We start from the raw sequence: 16,061 nt of genomic DNA, 5'->3' as shown, positions 1-16,061 counted from the left end.
CTTTGTGCCGCTTATAGCGGCCTAACCACTGGACAGCGAAGGACTTTCGCAGGCATCACTGGACTTGCCGGAATCACCCAAAGACCATTCCAAGACCACTTCTGCCAGCCCATATGGAAGGGGATATGACCGAGCAGCCGAACCGTCAGAAATTCGCCGGCGACGGCATCGCCGCACCCCTGCGGTACACCGTGTTCCGGCGCATCTGGCTCGCCAGCCTGCTCTCCAATCTTGGCCTCTTGATCCAGGGCGTGGGCGCGGCCTGGGCGATGACGCAGATGGCGGCCTCGGCCGACAAGGTGGCGCTGGTGCAGACCGCGCTGATGCTGCCGATCATGCTGATCTCGATGCCGGCCGGCGCCATCGCCGACATGTATGACCGGCGCATCGTGACCTTGATTTCGCTCGCGATCGCGCTGATCGGCGCGACTGCGCTGACGGTGCTGGCCTGGCTCAAGCTGATCACCCCGGAAACGCTGCTCGTGTTCTGCTTCGTGGTGGGCAGCGGCAATGCGCTGTTCGGGCCGGCGTGGCAATCCTCGGTCAGCGAGCAGGTGCCGCCCGAATCACTGCCGTCAGCCGTCGCACTGAACGGCATCAGCTACAATATTGCACGCAGCTTCGGTCCCGCGGTCGGCGGCGTCATCGTCGCCTCGCTCGGCGCGGTGGCCGCGTTTGCCTGCAACGCGATCCTCTATCTGCCGCTGCTGGTGGTGCTGCTGCTCTGGCGGCGCAACACCGAGCCCTCGCGCCTGCCGCGGGAGAAGCTCAACCGCGCGATGGTCTCGGGCTTCCGCTACATCACCAATTCGCCGCCGATCAAGATCGTGCTGTTGCGCACGCTGGTGATGGGCCTGATCGGCGGCGCCATCATGGCCCTGATGCCGCTGATCGCGCGCGATTTGCTGCATGGCGGCGCGCAGACCTACGGCATCATGCTGGGTGCCTTCGGCATGGGCGCCGTCGTCGGTGCGCTCAACATCCATGAATTGCGCAAGCGCATGAGCGGTGAAGCGGCGATCCGCGCCTGCACCATCTCGATGGCATTTGCGATGGCCGCGCTCGCCGTGAGCACGGAGCCGGTGTTGACGGCGGCGGCGCTTGTGCTCGCCGGTGCGGTCTGGATGGCGGCGGTCGCGCTGTTCAACATCGGCGTGCAGCTCTCGGCGCCGCGCTGGGTCGCGGGCCGTTCGCTCGCGGCGTTCCAGGCCTCGATATCCGGCGGCATTGCGATCGGCGCCTGGGGCTGGGGCCATCTCACCGATTATGCCGGCGTCGAGGTCGCGCTGCTGACGGCCGCCAGCCTGATGCTGATCTCGCCGGTGCTGGGCATTTGGCTGGCGATGCCGCGCGTCGGCGCCCGCAACGAGGACGCGGACGTGCTCGCCGATCCGGAAGTCAAACTGTCGCTCACGGCGCGCAGCGGGCCGCTGGTGGTCGAGATCGAATATAGGGTGAGCCAAGAGAATGCACGCGCCTTCCACAATGTGATGCAGGACGTGCAGCTCTCCCGGCAGCGCAACGGCGCCTATGGCTGGTCGATCGCGCGCGACATCGCCGACCCCGAATTGTGGACCGAGCGCTACCACTGTCCGACCTGGCTCGATTACTTGCGCCAGCGCAACCGCTCGACGCAGTCCGAACGCGCGTTGCATCAACAGGCGATCGATTTCCACATCGGCCCCGATCCGGTGCGGATCCGCCGCATGCTGGAGCGTCCGTTCGGCTCGGTGCGCTGGAAGGAAGAGACGCCGGATCGTGCCGGCGCCGAGGTGCTGCCGGTGGTCGCGAGCGCGGCGGGAAGCAGCACGTAGGTTTTGGCCTGTAGCCCGGATGGCGCGAAGCGCAATCCGGGACGATCTCACCGCGCGGGCAGACCCCGGATTTCGCTCAGCCGGGCTGCGACGGCACGTCTTACTGCCCGTGATCCGTCAACACCTTGTCGCAGGCTTTGCTGAGGCGGGTACGGTTCTGCTTGAGGCAAGCGAGCACGGCGCCATCGCCATTGTTCATCACGGCACGGCAGAAGCGCGTCACATCGCGCGCGCAGGCATCGTGGCCGGGCTGCTGTTGCGCTGAGGCGCTCGATGCGCACAGAATCAAAGAAACAATGAAAAGAAATCTGGTCATCGCGTAATGCCTCTTACCCCAAGGATGTGCGGGCGAAGCTAGTGCGACGATCCTGGAGCCGCAACGGCTTTATTGCCGAGCGGGACTGGCGCGCGTGGCCCCGGCTTGACGCCGGGAGCACATCGCGAGGGGAGCCAACAACGATCGCCGTTGCGCGTTGTCCTACTGCTTGTCCTGGGCGTCAGCGACCTTGCGTGAGGCGCCCTTTGCGAGGTCCTTGTCCATCACCGCGCGGCAGCCGGCGCTCAGATCAGAGCGATGCTTCATCATGCACGCCGTGATCTTCGGGACGTTGGGGATTTCCGAGGAGCACAGGCGGAAGGCATCGCCGGTGCACTGCTGCTGCGCCTCGGCCGAGAAGGCGAAGCTCGCGGTCGTCGCGACGATCGAGACGATCGCGGCAAAGCCCAGAGCCAGGCTGGTGTCGCGGATCCTACTCGTCAGCAATTTCGCAGAGAAAGACTTGGCCGAAGAAGATTTGGTCATTTGAAGCTCCCATTGGCGCCGCTGGAAGCGGGGCCCGTTGTTGGTGGGAACTACGATGCTCCGGCAAAACAGTTTCCACTGTGATGACGGTCACGGGTGGCCATCCATCTGTGACCTCCGTCACATGGCGCACCTCGCTGAAAATCCGGCGCAAACGCCGTCGTGTTGGTGTCACGTTAACTGTTCCTTCGCATTAATGGCTCGTCGCGCGGGAGATTCCGCAGGGTTGGTTGCGTAATTGGAAAGAATAGCGATGCGTAATGCGTTGGGCCTGATGCTGGCCAGTGTAGTTGCGGCGGTCGTGATCGCCGTCGGCGGTTGGTTTTATTATTCCGCGCGCGCCGATCAGGGCGCCCCCAAAACAACGGCCGCCCGTGCCGCCGATCAATTGCCGGCACAGGCGAAGCTCGCCGCCAAGGATGACGTCGAGACCACCGCGGCGATCGCGGCCAGGCCGACGGCAGTTGCTCAGGCAGCGGCGCCTGCGCCCGCTCCGGCCATGCCGGTGCAGCAGCGGTCGACCTGTGCCAATCCGAACGCGCTGGGCGTTGCCCGCGTGGTCGAGATCGACACCACCGGCGGACCCGGCTTCGGCTTCGAGCATTTCAAGCAGTTCGACTTCCTCACCGACAAGGAGGTCGTGCTGACCTTCGACGACGGTCCGTGGCCGGTCAACACGCCCGCGGTGCTGAAGGCGCTCGGGGATGAATGCACCAAGGGTCTTTTCTTCTCGGTCGGCAAGCACGCGACCTATCATCCCGAAATCCTGCGCCAGGTGCTGGCCCAGGGCCACACGGTCGGCACGCACACGTGGTCGCATGTCAACCTGAACAGCAAGAAGATGACGGAGCAACAGGTCAAGGACGAGGTCGAGAAGGGCTTCAGCGCGGTGAGGTTCGCGCTCGGCACCAATCCGGCACCGTTCTTCCGCTTCCCTCAGCTTCAGCACAATCCGGCGATGGTGAGCTATTTCGGCACCCGCAATGTCGCGATGTTCTCGACCGACATCGACTCCTTCGACTTCAGGAAAGGTGCCACGCCGGAGAAGATCGTCGACAACGTGATGACCAAGCTCGACAAGCTCGGCAAGGGCATCATCCTGATGCACGACTTCCAGAAGCACACCGGCGAAGCGATGCCGGCGCTGCTCGCGCGGCTGAAGGCTGGCGGATACAAGGTCGTGCAGATGAAGGCCAAGGCGACGCTCCAGACGCTGCCGGAATATGACGAGGCGCTGCTGAAGGACCTGAAGGTACCGACCTCGAGCGCGCGTCCGATAACGAGCGTGGTGCAGACGGTGTCGCAGTAAGCCCGAACCGCTTCCTCAATACGCGCATGGCCGGGCTCTTGCCCGGCCATTTGCTTTTGCAGCGGGTCGCGGCCTTACCAGTAGATGCCGTGGCGGTGCAGCTCGCTGATGATGCGGCCTTCGGTCCACGTGCGCTTGTGCTTCGGCTTGCCCGCCTTTGCGGTCTTCGTGGCAGTCGCCGCCGGCGCTGAGGTCGTCGTTGTCGCGGTCACGGCAGGAGCCGTCGCCGCGGCGGGAGCAGGGGCCGAGACTGCCGGCGGACGATCGACGTATTTCGGAGCTTCCGTGGCTGGCGCGACTTCGCTGATTTGTGTCATCGGGGCGATGGTCGTGGTGGCCTGCGGAGCGGCCGTCGCCGTGGCCAGCGACAGGCTGCGGTCGGCGGCATGGGCAGATGCAGAAGCCAGGACCATGGCGGCAACCAGAATGATCTTGCGCATGTGAAATCTCCCCGTGTTTGCGTGACCGGGAAATTAGGGGAGATCTGATCTGCGTTATGTGACTGTCATCACGTAGACTGCGCTCGGTCTTGAACCCGCGATCAGCATCCGCGGCGATCAACCCGCAACGTCATGTCGCGTTTGACGATTGTTTCCAAATATTTCTGATTGTGGCAGACGCTCGACACGTATCAAAAGGCGTGCCGAGTCCGCCCGTTGTGACCTTCATCAAGCGAGTGAAGCGTAAGCTGCTGCCGCCGCGAGAGGTTATTCAGGGGTACGAGAACCCGGAACTGGTTGAAACGATTTTCCTGAAGACAATCAACTACAACCCGGACAGCGACTGGCCGCTGGTCGCGGGCATAAACACGGTTCTGGATTTCGGCGGAGGCGCCGGCCTGCATTACAAGGTGGCGCGCCGGCAATGCCCGGACATTCGATGGGCGGTGGTTGAGACGCCAGCAATGGTGCAGCGCGCCAAGGAGCTTGGCACCGATAGGCTGATGTTTTTCGAGCGCATCGACCAGGCCGCCGACTGGCTCGGCACTGTCGATCTCATCCACTCGAATGGGACCATACAGTACGTCCCGGATGCATTGGAAACCGTCAGAACGCTGTGCTCGGTTCGGCCGGCAATGTTGGCATGGTACCGCGTTCCGATCAGCGAAGAGACCCGGCGAGAGGTTCAGACCTCGTACCTGAGCGACAACGGTCCAGGATCGTCGCTCGCCTCCAAGGAGAAGCTCGTCAGATACGAGCGCAACTGGATCTCCGAGCAAGCATTCATCCAGGCTCATGAGGGATTTCGCATCACTGAGCGGAGCCCGGATCCCACCGAGCGCGGCACGCAACAATTCAGGTTCGCGCGGGTCTAGCTTGCGACAATACGGGGGCGATGTGTTTGACAAGTTTGCAGACTGGTTACGTCAGACGGCCTTTTTCTCGACGGCTATCGACATCGCGCGCCAGACGTTACCGGAGCCCGCGCTGATCTGGTTGCGCACGCAGATGGTGCGCAATCTCCGTGGAACGCCTGGCGAGGTGTTCGGCGAGATCTATCGTCGCAACGTCTGGGGCTAAAAGGAAACCGCTTCCGGCGGCGGATCCACGCTGCACAATACCCAGAGGGTGCGAGAAAGCCTTCCTGGTCTGGTTGGCGACCTCGGGATCCGTACCCTGCTCGATTTGCCTTGTGGTGATTTTCATTGGTTGTCGAAGATCGAACTTCCAATTTCTCGCTACATTGGAGGAGACATCGTTCCGGAACTGATTGCGCGAACGGCTGACCAATACAGTCGCCCAGATCGCACGTTCCTCCGGATCGATCTCTGCAACGATCCGCTCCCGGAAGCTGACCTGCTGCTCTGCCGCGATTGCTTCATTCATCTGTCCGAAGAGATGATTTTTCAAGCAATCGACAACATTCGTCGATCCAACATCAAGTATCTCCTGACGACCACTTACCCGGCGGGCCGAAATCGTGCGATCCGCACGGGTGACTTCTTCTCCATCGATCTGAGCGCTCCGCCCTACAACTTCCCGCCGCCGATCAAGGTGCTGGACGACTACGCCCCACCGTTCGACCGGCGGCAACTGGCGCTGTGGGAAATCGAAAGCCTGCGCAAAGTCTGAGGCGATGGCACGCCGTCTCGCGGCGAGGCTGCTTCGGAGGATGAAACAACGGCGCGGAAAACAACGGAAAATCAGAGTGATAAATGGTGCCGCAAGAGGGATTCGAACCCCCGACCCCGTCATTACGAATGACGTGCTCTACCAACTGAGCTATTGCGGCGAACCCTACCGGGACCCGCGCAATGCAGGTCCCGATACGCGCGCTCCTGATATCGGGCATGGCCCGAATTGGCAAGGTGGAGCGGGCTTCGAAATGTGCCTCACGCGCCCCAGCGGGACCAGAATCCGCGCCAGCCGCCGGCCTGGGCCTTTGCATGGGTTCTGGGCGTGCCGATTTGTTCCGCAAATTCATCGCTCGGACCCTCGTCATCAATCCCGGGATCATCGGGGGCGCGGACTATCGGGATGACGGCCTGGATCGGGGCCGGCGCAGGCTTGCCGAGGTCGGCGCGGGTCCGGAACACCGGCGTTGCCGCCTCCGGCGATGATTCGGCCGCCTCAGGGGCGGGATTGACCGGCTCGGCAGCCGGCGTGACCGCAGGCTCTTCTTTGGCGGCCTCCCCGGTCGTTTCCTTGGCCTCAGGGGGCGAATTGTCCTGTGCGGCGGGGACCGGATCCGGTGCAGCCGCGGGCGGTTCCACCGGGGCTTCGCTCGGGGCTGCCGTCACCCGCTTCGGCGGCGGGGCGGCCAGCATGGCTTCCTCGAAGGCCGAGGATTCGATGGTGGCGCCCTTGTCGGAGGGCAGGCTCGCGACCGGCGTTTGCCACTGGAAGGCATCGAGACGGCCGGTGACCGGCGAGACCGGACGCCAGCGGTCGCTGACATAGCCGTCCGCGGTCCAGGCCGGATCGTGACGGGCGCGCACCGCGCGCAAGGTCCAGGCGCGGGCACGGCCGCCGTCGCCGTGCTCGGTGCGCTCGAGCTCGGCCATCAGCAGCGCGACGCGCTGGGTCGGATCATTGACGTAGGGTGCCAGCACCGCGCGCGCACGCGCGAACTCGGAGGCGTCGATCGCGGCGCGCGCGATCGCGAGCTGGCCCTCGACATGGCCCGCCTTGTCGGCGGGCGTCTTGGCCGCCAGCGTCTCGACCCGCTGCAAGCGCTGCCGCGCAGAATCGCCGAGCTTCACATGCGCGTAGGCGTCAGCGAGATCCGGATGCGGATTGGCGAGCCACGCGGCCTCGACCAGCTTCATGGAGCGGCGCACCTGATGCGCTTCGCTCTCGAACTTCGCCGCAAGTACCGCGGCCGGCACCAGCGTCGGCGCGAGCTTGATGGCCTCCATCACGCTCTCGCGCGCCACGTCGCGGTCCATGGTTTCCAATTCCAGCGCGCGGGCCGTGAGCAGCACGCCGCGCTGGCGACGATAGGCCGCCTTGTCGATCAGGCCCGCGGACAGATTCGAATCGAGGATCGCGAGTGCGCCGCTCCAATCGCCGCGCGCGCAGCGGAAGCCGAGCACCGCGTGCGAGGCCCAGGTCGAGGACGGCGACAGCTTGATCGCCTCCTCCGCGATCATCACGGCGCCGACCGCATCGTCGGCACGCTGCGCCTCGATGAACAGGCCGCGCAGGCCGAGCAGCCGGGTATCCTCGCGCTCAGCCATGACGCGGAAGACGCGCTGGGCCTCGTCGCGATTGCCTTCGAGCTGGGCCGACTGCGCGTGCAGCAGCAGTGCGAGCGGATCGTTCGCGGCCAGCCGCCGCGCGGTATCGGCGTGGCGGCGGGCGAGGGCGGTATCGCCATGACCGATCGCGAGCAGGCCGTGGGTGATGGCATGGCGGCCGCGCGCATGGCGTTTCTCGTGACGGCGGCGGCGCAGGCGTCCCGGCGCGCGCCAGATCATCGTCACGATGCTCCAGACCAGCACGACCGCCGCCGCAAAGACGCCGAGCAGAAACACGAACCTCGGAAGCGTCGTTGACGCGCGGAAACCGCCCGCGGTCAGGACGAGATCACCGGGCTGATCGGCAACCCAGGCCGCGCCGGCCGCCGCCAGCGCGATCAGGACGAGGAAGAGGACGATGCGAAGCATGGCGATCCCTATTACGCGCTGATTATTGCGCGAACCTTTACTGAGCAGGCTTGACCAGATCGGGCTTGGCGAGATCCGCCATGGCATCGTCGGCGAATTTGCGGGAGGCGCCGAGCGCGGCGTCGCGCGCATCGGCCTTGTCGAGCCAGGCCTGTGCCGGTGCACGATCGGCCTCGGGCAGCGTCTTCAGCTCGCGCCGCGCTTCCGCGAAATCGTTGCGAAGCGCCGCCGCCGTCACCCGTGCGACGATGGCGCCGCGATCATTGCCGACGCCGTCGGTGCGCTCGATACGAACGAGTTTCGAGGCCCCCGCCTGGAGGCGCTCGACGATGCCGGCACCGGCGGCCGGGGCTTCCGCCGGCGGCGAGAGCTTGGGCACGATGTTGAGCAATTCGCGGCTCAGCGCGACCGGCGTCGGAATGCCTGACGACGCAAAGGTGTCGAGCGGCTTCAGCATATCGGGCTTGGCCGCGAGCGACCGCGCCGTGGCCAATTGCGATTCGTAGGGATCGCCATGCCGAACCGCGACGTCGAGCAGAGCCGCCGCCACGACATGGCGCAGGGGCTTGTCATTCGTCGCCTTGTTGTCGGCAATCTTCTCGCCCTGCTGTGCGAGCTCGGCGCGCTCCGTCTTGCTGGCGCGCTCCAGCTGCGCAATGCGGTCGCTGAGCGCGGCAAGATCGGGCGCTGCAGCGCGCGGTGCCGATTTCACGTCGTTGGCGGTCTTGTCGGACTGTGCGCGCAGATTGGCGATGTCACTGCGCAAGGCATTTGCGGATTTCTCCAGTGCATCGATCCGCGCCACCGTGGCCGGATCGGCGGCGGGCTTGCCCGCCTTGGCTTCGACCGCGGCGACACGTCCGCTGAGCGCGTCGACCGTCGCGCTCGTGACTTGCGGCGCGGCCGGCGGCGCCTCCACGGCGGGCCAGCCCAGCATCCAGCCGACGGCAATCACGATTGCGGCTGCGACCGCGCCGGAGAACGGCGCAATGACCCAGGGCGAAACCGGCGCCGACGCGGGAGCGGAAGCAACCGCGGCCTCCGCATGCGCGGGCTCCGGGTCGGGCCTGGCCTCTTCGGATTTGGACTCTTCGACCGTGGCCTGCTCTGGCGTGGCCTGCTCCGGCGTTGGCTGAACCTCCGGTTCGGCGGCCGCCGTTGGCTGCGGCTGGGTCGAGATTTCGGTTGCCTCAAGGTCGATGGTGGGCGGGGTGCGCTTGGCACGGCCTGACTCGGGAGCCAATCCTGCGTCTTCAGGCTTGTCGTCGGCCATCGTGACGGTTCCTCACACTCAAATGCCCTGAACGGACCCGATCGCGTCGGATTCGGCCCGACCTCTTACGCCAAACGGGTCCGCAAAGCACGCTCCAAGGTATCAAATAGGGCATTTTCGTCCGGCGTCGCAGCCCCCAGAACCTGCGACGCGCCGGCATCGCGCAGCACGCTGGCGACCGTCTCGGACAGGCAGCATTGCGGGATCGCCAGCGCCGAGATTTCGACGCCTTCGTCCCGTGCCGCATCCAGGAAGGCCCGCGCGCTGCGGCGGGAGTAGTGCAGCACCGCCTCGATCCCATGTGCGGCAAAGCCATCGCAGACATCGCGCGGCAGGATCTTGACCGGAGTCATGCGATAGGTGGTCTGCGTCACCACGCTGAAGCCCTCCGCGCCAAGCTCGCCGCCGAGATCGCGCGACAGATCCGCGCCCGCGAGATAGAGCAGCGTGCTTTTCTTCTTCAGCAGCTTCTCGCGCGCGCTCTGCATCACCTTGTCGCGCAAGGCCGCGGCATCGCCGCCGGCGACGATCACCTCGGCGAAGCCGGCGTCGCGCGCCGCAGCAGCCGTGTGCTCGCCGACCGCAAACAGCGGCAGCTCCAAAAGGCCAAGGTTCTTTAAGCCAAGATCCTGCAATTGCGGCGCGACGGCGCGGATCGCGTTGGCCGACGTGACGATGATGGCGCCGTAGTCGGCCTCACTCTCGTCATGGAAGGCGACCGGCTCGAACTTGAGCATGGGGGCGAGCAGCACCACATGACCCCGCGCCCTCAAATTTTCCGCCGTTGCCTCATTGTCGGGATGCGGCCGTGTGACAAGAATGGACATCGCTTGTGTTCCCGAACCGCGTGGCGGTGACGCATTCACGAAGGCGGCTGCGCGTGACGATTGCGCAAGTGGACCCCGGAATGCTACCGGACGTACCAGAACTCTGCTTTACGGATGAGCGCAAGGGCGCAAATTGGATAACAATTCGCCAATGCTGGTACTGGGCATCGAAACCACCTGCGACGAGACCGCCGCGGCCGTGATCGAGCGCGCGCCCGACGGCAGCGGCAAGATCCTGTCCAACATCGTGCGGTCCCAGATCGAGGAGCATGCCCGCTTCGGCGGCGTGGTGCCGGAGATTGCCGCACGCGCGCATGTCGACGTCCTCGACGGCATCATCGACCGGGCCATGCACGAGGCCGGCATCGACTATGCGCAGCTCAACGGTGTCGCCGCCGCGGCGGGGCCGGGGCTGATCGGCGGCGTCATCGTCGGCCTCACCACCGCCAAGGCGATCGCGATGGTGCACGACACGCCGCTGGTCGCGGTCAACCACCTCGAGGCGCATGCACTGACGCCGCGCCTCACCGACGGAATTGAATTTCCCTACTGCCTGTTCCTCGCCTCGGGCGGGCATACCCAGATCGTCGCCGTCACCGGGGTCGGCCAATATGTACGGCTCGGCACCACCGTCGACGACGCGATGGGCGAAGCTTTCGACAAGGTCGCGAAGATGCTGGGCCTGCCCTATCCGGGCGGGCCACAGGTCGAACGCGCGGCGGCAACCGGCGATACCACGCGCTTCGCCTTCCCGCGCCCGATGCAGGGACGGCCCGATGCCAATTTCTCGCTGTCGGGATTGAAGACGGCGGTGCGCAACGAGGCGAGCCGGTTAACCGAGATCGCGCCGCAGGATATCAGCGATCTCTGCGCGAGTTTTCAAGCCGCAGTGCTCGACTCGACCGCCGACCGGCTGAGCGTCGGCCTGAGGCTTTTCCGCGAGCAGTTCGGCGCTCCGCATGCCCTCGTCGCCGCCGGCGGCGTCGCGGCCAATCAGGCGATCCGCGGCGCCCTGCATGACGTCGCGCGGCAGGCCGGGACGCAACTGATCATGCCGCCGCCCGCGCTCTGCACCGATAACGGCGCGATGATCGCCTGGGCCGGCGCCGAGCGCCTGGCGCTCGGCATGATCGACACGATGGAAGCCCAACCCCGCGCACGCTGGCTGCTCGATGCCAACGCCACGGCGCCGGCCGGTTACGGCAACACGCGGGCGGGATTCTAGCTATGACGGCGTTCCGGTCCGTCGCGGTGATTGGTGCGGGCGCATGGGGCACGGCACTGGCGACGGTCGCGGCGCGCGCCGGGCGGAACGTGACGCTCTGGGCGCGCAACAGCGAACATGCCGCGCGAATCGCCTCGACCCGCGACAATCCGCGGCTGCCCGGCGTGCGGCTGGCGCCGGAGATCGTCGTGACGCACGAGCTTGCGGAGGCCGCGCGCGCGGACATGGTGCTGATCGCGACGCCCGCACAGCATTTGCGCGGCGCAGTCAACATGCTCGCCTCGCATCTGACAAAGCCGGTGCCGATCGTCGCCTGCGCCAAAGGCATCGAGCACGGCACCCATAAATTCATGACCGACGTCATCGCGGAAGCCGCACCTCACGCGCCGCCGGCGATCCTGTCGGGCCCGAGCTTTGCCGACGACGTCGCGCGCGGCTTGCCGACCGCGGTGACGCTGGCGGCGAAGGATGAAGCGCTGGCGAGCGCGCTGGTGCAGGCGCTGGGCTCGGCGACCTTCCGGCCCTATCACACGACAGATGTCCGCGGCGTCGAGATCGGCGGTGCGGCCAAGAACGTGTTGGCGATCGCGGTTGGCATCGCGGTCGGGCGCAAGCTCGGCGCCTCCGCCCAGGCTGCGCTGACGACCCGCGGCTTTGCCGAACTCACGCGCCTCGGCCGTGCCCTCGGCGCGCGCGGCGAGACGCTCACGGGCCTGTCCGGCCTCGGCGATCTGATCCTGACCTGCTCGAGCCCGCAATCGCGCAATCTCGCGCACGGCCTTGCGCTGGGCCGCGGCGAGCAGCCTCCCGCGGGCAAGCTTGCCGAGGGCGAGTTCACCGCACCTGTGTTGATCGAACTCGCAGCTTCGCACAACATCGAGATGCCGGTATCAGAAGCGGTCGCTTCGATCCTGAGCGGTCGGAGCACGATCGACGCCGCGATCTCGGGGCTGTTGACGCGCCCCTTCAAGGCAGAGGAATGACGTCTTTCTCGTCATGCCCGCGCTTGTCGCGGGCATCCACGTCTTGATATTGAATTGGTGGCAGAGACGTGGATGGCCGGGACAAGCCCGGCCATGACGAACGGATAGGACGCGCGATGAACTACTGGCTGGTGAAATCCGAACCGTCGGTATGGTCCTGGGACCAGCAGGTGGCGAAAGGCGCCAAGGGCGAGGCCTGGACCGGCGTGCGCAATTACACCGCGCGCATAAACCTCGTGAACATGAAGAAGGGCGACAAGGCGTTCTTCTATCATTCCAACGAGGGCAAGGAGATCGTCGGCATCGCCGAGATCATCAAGGAGGCCTACCCCGACCCGACCGACAAGACCGAGAAATTCGTTTGCGTCGATATCAAAGCCGACAAGCCCTTGAAGACGCCGGTGACGATGGCCGCGATCAAGGCGGACAAGAAGCTCGCTGATATGGCGCTGGTGAAATATTCGCGCCTGTCGGTGCAGCCGGTGACGGCGGAAGAGTGGAAGCTCGTCTGCAAGATGGGCGGGATGTAATCGACTTCAACGGTAGGGTGGGCAAAGCGTAGCGTGCCCACCAATCGAAACCGGAGCTTGCCGTGAGATGGTGGGCACGGCGCGCAAGAGCGCACTGCGCTTCGCTCCGTCGGGGCTACGATATCCGGGCTTGCGTCGCCGGTAGCGTAAACACCTCGCATGGCGAAGCGATGCCGCGCAGCGGATGCGATCCGAGCGCGACGAGAGGCGTGTCCGTCTCCGCGGCAAGCGCCCCCGATACCAGGACGGTCCGTTCCAAGGGCTTGCACAATCCCTCGAGCCGGCTGGCGAGATTGACGGCGGGACCGATCGCCGTGAAATCGAGCCTGTTGGCGGCGCCGATATTGCCCCAGAGTATTTCGCCGAGATGAAGGGCCGCTCCGAACGCAAGCGGCGGCAGTCCTTGAGCGCCGCGCTCCCCGTTGAGATACGCCATGCCGGCTTCGGCTGCGCCTGCGGCACGCAGGGCGGCGTCGCAGGCGCGGCGCGGTGAGGCCTCGACCACCGGGAAGATTGCGAGCACGCCGTCGCCGATGAATTTCAGCACCTCGCCGCCGAAGGCATGAACGGCACCGGCGATGCGATCGAACCAGGCGTCGAGCGCTGCGATGACGTCGGCCGGCGGTGTGGTTTCCGACAAGGTCGTGAAGTTGCGCAGATCCGCATAGAGCAGCGCGGCTTGAATGGTCTCGCCGAGATCGCGCCGCAGCGGCGCCGCCAGCACCCGCTCCGCGCTGCGCTTGCCGAGATAGGCATCGAGCGTCGCGCGCAACGTGGCGCGCGCGGCGAGTACGGCAAGCGGCGTCGCGGCGAAACGCGCAGCCTGGCGCAATTGCTCGATCTCGTCTGCGGTGAACGGACGCGGCCCGATCCAGCCGAGCTGCGGCCCATCCTGTCGCCCGACCACCTCTTCGTGCACCTCGCCGCCCGCGATGTCGCGCAGCCAGCGGCGGCCGGCATCATCGGGCGGGTCGGGCGCCAGCCCACTTGGTGCGAAGCCGAGCGCCTCGATGACCCGGCCGTTCTCCGCGCGCCACAGCCAGGTCCGCTTCGCGATCAGCGGATGCGGCACCTCCAACGTCAGGCTGCCTGCCGCAAGCGGCACACCGTCGGCGACCAGATGAGCGCCGAGTTCCGCGAGCAGACGGTCGGCCCCGGGGCAGTCCGAGGCGGCATCGACGAGCCAGGCGAGGGTCCGGGAGAGTTGCATGGCCCGATGATGGCGAAGGTGGCCCGTCTTTGTCACGGGCAATCCTTGACGCACCGCTCCACCGCCGCCATGTGGCCAGTGTCAGCCCAGGGATGATCGCCGATGACCGAGCCGTTCGTAGTGCGACGCGAAACCCAGATCGCAGCCCCCCGCGCCACCGTCTTCGCCTATTTGACCGACCCCGAGAAAATCCTGAGCTGGATGGGCTCCGACGCGACCACGGAGCCGCACCCTGGCGGGCTCTATCTCCTCAAGGGCATCGGCCCGCGTGGCGGCGTCGGCCGCGGCACCTTCCGCGAGGTCGTGCCGGTGCATCGTCTGGCCTACACGTTCGGCTGGGAGGGCGGTCAGGAAGTGCCGCCCGGCTCGAGCCTGATCGAGATCGACCTGATCGAGCGCGACGGCGGCACGCTGCTGCGCATGACCCATAGCGGGCTCCCGACCGAGGAACAGGCCGCCGCGCACGCGAAAGGATGGGCGCATTATCTGGGCCGGCTCACGAGCGCAGCCGCGGGCCGCGATCCCGGTCCGGACAAGGGTATCTCAGACAAGATGTAGCTCTCGTAGGGTGGGCAAAGCGAAGCGTGCCCACGCGGCCTATCAACAATGTCGTGAGAATGGTGGGCACGGCGCTTCGCGCCTTTGCCCACCCTACGGCACTCCCGCTTAAACCGCCGCGGTCGCCACCACCTGCTGCAAAAGTTGCTCGCGCCTGGCCTGTGAACGCTGGCCCTTCATGGTCGCGGCGAAGCGTTCGAGGATGCCGTCCTCGAAGGCGGTGACGATGGTGTCGTGGACGTAGCTCTTGCGGCAGATGGCCGGCGTGTTGGAGAGCTTGTCGGCAGCGGCGCGGATCGCGTCCAGCACCTGCTTCTTGCGGCCGCGCTGGCTGGTCGCCGGCGTGATCCGCGACAGCGATTCCACCACGACTGCGGACGCCATCAGCGTGCGAAAATCCTTCAGCGAAATCTTGATGCCGGCGATCTCGCGCAGAAACGCGTTCACCTGCGTGGTGCTGACCGCGCGCACGATGCCGTAGGCGTCGCGATACTGGAACATGCGCTTGCCGGGAACGCCGTTCAGAATGCCGATGGCGCGCACCAGCTTCGCAGCGTCGCACTCTTTCCGCACCGCCTTGCCGCCCTTGGCCTTGAACGTCAGCACGAAGGAGTCGTCCTCGAGCGTAACGTTCGACTTCAGCATCGTGGTGGCACCGCGGGTGCCGTTGAGGCGGGCATAGGATTCGTTGCCGGGACGGATCGCGGTGCGCGCGATCAGCTCAATCACGGCCGAGAGTGCGAATTCACGCGTCGGCTCGTCGCCCGACAGGAACGCGGAGACCTTGCGCCGGATCTTTGGCAGCGCGCCAACAAGCTTTTCCAGCCGGTGCGCCTTGCGGTGCTCGCGGACCTTTTCCCAATCGGCGTGGTAGCGGTATTGCAGCCGGCCCGCGGCATCGCGTCCCACCGCCTGGAGATGCGAGCTCGGATCGGCGGAGTAGCGCACCTGGCGATAGGCCGGCGGCACCGCCATGGCGTGCAGCCGGCGGATAGTGCGGGCGTCGCGGATATGCGCGCCGTTGGGACGGACGAAGGAATAGCCCTTGCCGCGCTTGATGCGCCGGATGGTCAGCTCGTTCTGGTCGCCGAGCCGCAGGCCCAGCTCCTTGGCGATCGCCTCAACCGAGGTCGCAGGCGCGGTGTCGAAGACCTTTTTCGGGCTGAGACGGGCGGAACCGGCCGGTTTCGGCCATTGTCCGAGGGCTTTCGCCAGCGCGACAGCAGCAGGATCGGCCGAAGCGAGCCGCATCGTCCCGAGATTCTGCTGATCCATCATAGTCTTAAGCCTTAGCCCTGTCTGTTATCGGTCAATGCCGCTGTTCTGATTTTTGTTCCAAGGGTCTCTTGGACGGTCTCGTTGGACCCGGGTTGGCCATTTAGGGTGTTCCGAACCGCATTGCGAGTCCCGAATCAGTGACAG

The 16,061-nt window shown here is 65.9% G+C and carries 17 protein-coding genes and 1 tRNA gene; 9 read left to right on the top strand and 9 right to left on the bottom strand.

The features are described from left to right. Positions 1-125 precede the first annotated feature (125 nt). Positions 126-1,814 (top strand): MFS transporter, encoded by a 1,689-nt coding sequence (locus AB7531_RS01830; protein ID WP_063980335.1) that lies wholly within the window; start codon positions 126-128, stop codon positions 1,812-1,814. Positions 1,815-1,914: 100 nt separating this feature from the next. Here the strand turns inward: AB7531_RS01830 and AB7531_RS01825 are convergent, their stop codons facing one another. Together AB7531_RS01825 and AB7531_RS01820 are read right to left on the bottom strand one after the other, a co-directional pair. After that, the gene (locus tag AB7531_RS01825; protein ID WP_063980334.1) at positions 1,915-2,130 is read right to left on the bottom strand and encodes a hypothetical protein; all 216 of its coding nucleotides are present in this window, start codon (positions 2,128-2,130) and stop codon (positions 1,915-1,917) included. Between the two features lie 162 nt (positions 2,131-2,292). Then, a complete protein-coding gene (locus AB7531_RS01820) occupies positions 2,293-2,616 on the bottom strand; it encodes a hypothetical protein (protein ID WP_063980333.1) in 324 nt (107 codons plus the stop codon). A gap of 253 nt (positions 2,617-2,869) precedes the next feature. Between AB7531_RS01820 and AB7531_RS01815 the strand changes: the two genes are divergently transcribed. Continuing rightward, complete coding sequence (locus tag AB7531_RS01815; RefSeq protein ID WP_063980332.1) at positions 2,870-3,925, top strand: polysaccharide deacetylase family protein; 1,056 nt, start codon at positions 2,870-2,872, stop codon at positions 3,923-3,925. A 74-nt stretch (positions 3,926-3,999) separates the two neighbouring features. Here the strand turns inward: AB7531_RS01815 and AB7531_RS01810 are convergent, their stop codons facing one another. Then, positions 4,000-4,365: a hypothetical protein gene (locus AB7531_RS01810; protein WP_063980331.1), complete on the bottom strand. Its 366-nt coding sequence runs from the start codon at positions 4,363-4,365 to the stop codon at positions 4,000-4,002. Positions 4,366-4,583: 218 nt separating this feature from the next. On the opposite strand from AB7531_RS01810, the gene AB7531_RS01805 reads away from it, so the two are divergent. The 3 genes from AB7531_RS01805 (at position 4,584) to AB7531_RS01795 (ending at position 5,997) form a co-directional block, all read left to right on the top strand. Then, positions 4,584-5,240 (top strand): hypothetical protein, encoded by a 657-nt coding sequence (locus tag AB7531_RS01805; protein WP_187387859.1) that lies wholly within the window; start codon positions 4,584-4,586, stop codon positions 5,238-5,240. Between the two features lie 22 nt (positions 5,241-5,262). Beyond that, the gene (locus tag AB7531_RS01800) at positions 5,263-5,445 is read left to right on the top strand and encodes a hypothetical protein (RefSeq protein ID WP_187387858.1); all 183 of its coding nucleotides are present in this window, start codon (positions 5,263-5,265) and stop codon (positions 5,443-5,445) included. 129 nt (positions 5,446-5,574) lie between these two features. Further along, positions 5,575-5,997 carry a class I SAM-dependent methyltransferase gene (locus tag AB7531_RS01795; protein WP_063980328.1) on the top strand — a complete coding sequence of 141 codons (423 nt, stop codon included), beginning with the start codon at positions 5,575-5,577 and terminating at the stop codon, positions 5,995-5,997. 84 nt (positions 5,998-6,081) lie between these two features. Here the strand turns inward: AB7531_RS01795 and AB7531_RS01790 are convergent. The 4 genes from AB7531_RS01790 to AB7531_RS01775 all read right to left on the bottom strand — a co-directional run bounded on the left by AB7531_RS01790 (position 6,082) and on the right by AB7531_RS01775 (position 10,133). Further along, positions 6,082-6,157, bottom strand: a tRNA-Thr gene (locus AB7531_RS01790). A gap of 100 nt (positions 6,158-6,257) precedes the next feature. Further along, positions 6,258-8,033 carry a heme biosynthesis HemY N-terminal domain-containing protein gene (locus AB7531_RS01785; protein WP_063980327.1) on the bottom strand — a complete coding sequence of 592 codons (1,776 nt, stop codon included), beginning with the start codon at positions 8,031-8,033 and terminating at the stop codon, positions 6,258-6,260. A gap of 37 nt (positions 8,034-8,070) precedes the next feature. Next, positions 8,071-9,306, bottom strand: a complete 1,236-nt coding sequence (locus AB7531_RS01780) for a hypothetical protein (protein ID WP_063980326.1) — start codon at positions 9,304-9,306, stop codon at positions 8,071-8,073. A gap of 65 nt (positions 9,307-9,371) precedes the next feature. Continuing rightward, the gene (locus AB7531_RS01775) at positions 9,372-10,133 is read right to left on the bottom strand and encodes a uroporphyrinogen-III synthase (protein WP_063980325.1); all 762 of its coding nucleotides are present in this window, start codon (positions 10,131-10,133) and stop codon (positions 9,372-9,374) included. A gap of 151 nt (positions 10,134-10,284) precedes the next feature. On the opposite strand from AB7531_RS01775, the gene tsaD reads away from it, so the two are divergent. The 3 genes from tsaD (at position 10,285) to AB7531_RS01760 (ending at position 12,871) form a co-directional block, all read left to right on the top strand. Continuing rightward, the gene (gene tsaD / locus AB7531_RS01770; RefSeq protein WP_063980324.1) at positions 10,285-11,358 is read left to right on the top strand and encodes a tRNA (adenosine(37)-N6)-threonylcarbamoyltransferase complex transferase subunit TsaD; all 1,074 of its coding nucleotides are present in this window, start codon (positions 10,285-10,287) and stop codon (positions 11,356-11,358) included. A 2-nt stretch (positions 11,359-11,360) separates the two neighbouring features. Continuing rightward, positions 11,361-12,341, top strand: coding sequence for an NAD(P)H-dependent glycerol-3-phosphate dehydrogenase (locus AB7531_RS01765; protein ID WP_063980323.1), 981 nt, complete (start codon positions 11,361-11,363; stop codon positions 12,339-12,341). A gap of 116 nt (positions 12,342-12,457) precedes the next feature. Then, entirely contained in the window at positions 12,458-12,871 is a 414-nt protein-coding gene (locus tag AB7531_RS01760; RefSeq protein ID WP_063985980.1) for an EVE domain-containing protein, read from the top strand. 115 nt (positions 12,872-12,986) lie between these two features. On the opposite strand, the gene AB7531_RS01755 is transcribed toward AB7531_RS01760, so the two are convergent. Further along, positions 12,987-14,081, bottom strand: a complete 1,095-nt coding sequence (locus tag AB7531_RS01755) for an adenylate/guanylate cyclase domain-containing protein (RefSeq protein ID WP_063980322.1) — start codon at positions 14,079-14,081, stop codon at positions 12,987-12,989. A 102-nt stretch (positions 14,082-14,183) separates the two neighbouring features. Here AB7531_RS01755 and AB7531_RS01750 point away from each other — a divergent pair, with 102 nt between their 5' ends. Then, positions 14,184-14,639 carry an SRPBCC family protein gene (locus AB7531_RS01750; protein WP_063980321.1) on the top strand — a complete coding sequence of 152 codons (456 nt, stop codon included), beginning with the start codon at positions 14,184-14,186 and terminating at the stop codon, positions 14,637-14,639. A gap of 108 nt (positions 14,640-14,747) precedes the next feature. Here the strand turns inward: AB7531_RS01750 and AB7531_RS01745 are convergent, their stop codons facing one another. Next, a complete protein-coding gene (locus AB7531_RS01745; protein WP_063980320.1) occupies positions 14,748-15,917 on the bottom strand; it encodes a DNA topoisomerase IB in 1,170 nt (389 codons plus the stop codon). Positions 15,918-16,061: the final 144 nt, after the last annotated feature.

This window comes from Bradyrhizobium sp. 63_E2_N1_3, assembly GCF_052076005.1.
GTDB classification, from domain to species: Bacteria; Pseudomonadota; Alphaproteobacteria; order Rhizobiales; family Xanthobacteraceae; genus Bradyrhizobium; species Bradyrhizobium barranii.
The sequence above is the reverse complement of the archived record's forward strand: the minus strand, read 5'-3'. Positions and strand labels throughout refer to the sequence as shown.